At 33.6% G+C, this 2,252-nt stretch carries 2 protein-coding genes; both read right to left on the bottom strand.

The window, feature by feature from the left end; genetic code table 11:
- Positions 1–534: 534 nt before the first annotated feature.
- The gene (locus tag AB1414_19520) at positions 535–1,467 is read right to left on the bottom strand and encodes a hypothetical protein (protein ID MEW6609603.1); all 933 of its coding nucleotides are present in this window, start codon (positions 1,465–1,467) and stop codon (positions 535–537) included.
- A gap of 36 nt (positions 1,468–1,503) precedes the next feature.
- Complete coding sequence (locus tag AB1414_19525; protein MEW6609604.1) at positions 1,504–2,043, bottom strand: hypothetical protein; 540 nt, start codon at positions 2,041–2,043, stop codon at positions 1,504–1,506.
- Between the last annotated feature and the right edge of the window lie 209 nt (positions 2,044–2,252).

Here is a 2,252-nt window from a genome sequence, read left to right on the forward strand (position 1 = left end):
AATTTATTGTGTTTGCATATTGCATTACCTTTACGGATGATATTGACTCTATTCCTACTACTTCCTCCCATAACCGGTGTTCTTGAAAGGAAGTATCCATACAATAAACATGCATTAACTCTGCCCACTTCTCATAATTTACTCCATAATCTTAATCTCCATCTAATGGCAGAAAATCATACAGTTCCCATTTTACATCTATGAAATTTAGGGTATTGGGATCAGACCGTGAATGTTGAATGTAAAAGGAACTGCTTTCTACATTCAAGTGAGTGTTGACAACTCTTTTCATCTATATAATTTGATGAATATTGCATAACCCATTGAAAAACAATAGATTGGATATAGATGTAAAGATACTCCATTTTTTCATTTATGATCAAAATCTTATGATATGAATTAGTGAATACTCCATGTAAGTTTATACCTAATTTCTTAATCGCTTTATTTTAATAGAGTTATACATACACTAAAATTTGTTCATCGTCAAACAAAATGTAGTTTTTCTTGGCAACACTCACTCAAGGGCTGACCCTAATCCCCTTCCCGCTTTTTTAATACTTCCTTTATCTCTTTTATGAATCGTTTTATACGATACTCTTCATACTCTTTACCACCACATTCAGCTACAGGGATGGTAGGGTCTTTAAGATAGTCTTCCAGATATATCTCAAATTCCTCAATAGCCTTCTCTAACTCACCTGTTCCCCACCAATAGCTAAATGCTAAACTCTCATGAGCTTGATAATATGTAGGATCTAATCTTAATGCTTCTTTTGCCAATTTTATTTCTTCATCAAGATATTTATTCCCAAATCTGAGTGGATTTCCATAATATTCAGCTTGATCTAATAGTACCATAGATTTTTCTCTATTACTAACCGGTTTTTTTATATAAAGAACTGATTTAGCAATAAGTAATCCATGAAAGATGTCTTTATCAGATACAGAACGAGAGTCGTAGATAGCAGTAATTTCATATTCTCCTGGTTCAAGTTTAGCAGTTATATCTGGTGGAATAACCCATGTTCTACGAACATTACCGCCTGAACCTATAAGTTCTATTTTTCTTCCTTCATTTGGGAATAGGTAGTAATCACACCAATTAATATCTGTAAGTTTCTCTTCTCGAATAATTTCTCCTTTTTTCTTTAAGATTTTCTCTATTTTAATCTTTAGATTATCATCCCATTTCCAGGCAGGAGTAGCTATTTTTACCTTAGTAATTTCTTCATTACTTTCTTTGCCATATGATTTTTGATTTTGAATTCTATTAAATTGATCAACCCCTGCTTTATTAACAAACCAGACCTCAAAAACCAGAGGGACACCTTGAAGAATTGCTAAAGAAGGAGAGATTTTAAGTTGCAAATCTTCACTGGTGGTAGAACCATAACTAACTAAAGTTGTTATACATCCAAATATAAGTAAGATTAAAAAGGTTTTTAGAAAGTAATTTATCTTCATTGAATTCCTCCTATTTTTAGATACATAAAATATAACTTATTTATCACTAACCTCAAACTGATTTTTACAATCTGAGCAAAAATCTATTCCAATTGGCATTGTATTCCATCCATCAGCATCATTAGTCCCCTCAGGGTAATCTGGAGGATGTGGCTTCCGATATAGATCCCATTCATCCCACAAATATCTCATAGCACATGAAGTATCACCAGCAGTGGGTGGATCATGATGAGCAATTGAGATACCATGTCCTAATTCATGGGTAATATTGTGCATTACAGCATCATTTGCTCTATCATTTGCTCCATCTGGTCGATCCCAATTTTCATCCCATCTTACCTGTTTAACATCACATCTTGTCTCTGAATGATTTTTAGGAGGTCCATTTGCTCCTAAGGATACACCCCACTTATGATATTTCCTTTTTGAAGCGTCACTCTTAATCCCATATATATCACAATTTCTTAAATATAGCCCATGTTGCTCAACAATATGAGCAGTCTCATAATTAAAATTTACTACCCTACTTGTAACTCCATTAAACTCATCAGCAGTTATTTTATAATGTACTTCCATTCCTGAGGCCGCACTAAAGTTTCCTCGAAGGGGGAGTATGAGGGTCACATCTTGAATTGTGAATTAACAGAAGTAATTCACAATTCAACAGGCTGTTGACATAAACTAAAAGATGGAGGGTATGTTTTTTCCCTCCATTTTATGTAAGATCTGAGGGTAAAGAGAAGTAAATTTAAACTTTATGTTGGCGGGGTCAATCCAAAAAAAAT

This window comes from bacterium (assembly GCA_040755795.1).
Taxonomy (GTDB): domain Bacteria; phylum UBA9089; class CG2-30-40-21; order CG2-30-40-21; family SBAY01; genus JBFLXS01.

What these genes read in the sequence shown, in the direction of transcription:
- AB1414_19520 (MEW6609603.1), bottom strand. Translation starts at nt 1,467, where the DNA reads ATGAAGATAAATTACTTTCTAAAAACCTTTTTAATCTTACTTATATTT.
- AB1414_19525 (MEW6609604.1), bottom strand. Translation starts at nt 2,043, where the DNA reads ATGGAAGTACATTATAAAATAACTGCTGATGAGTTTAATGGAGTTACA.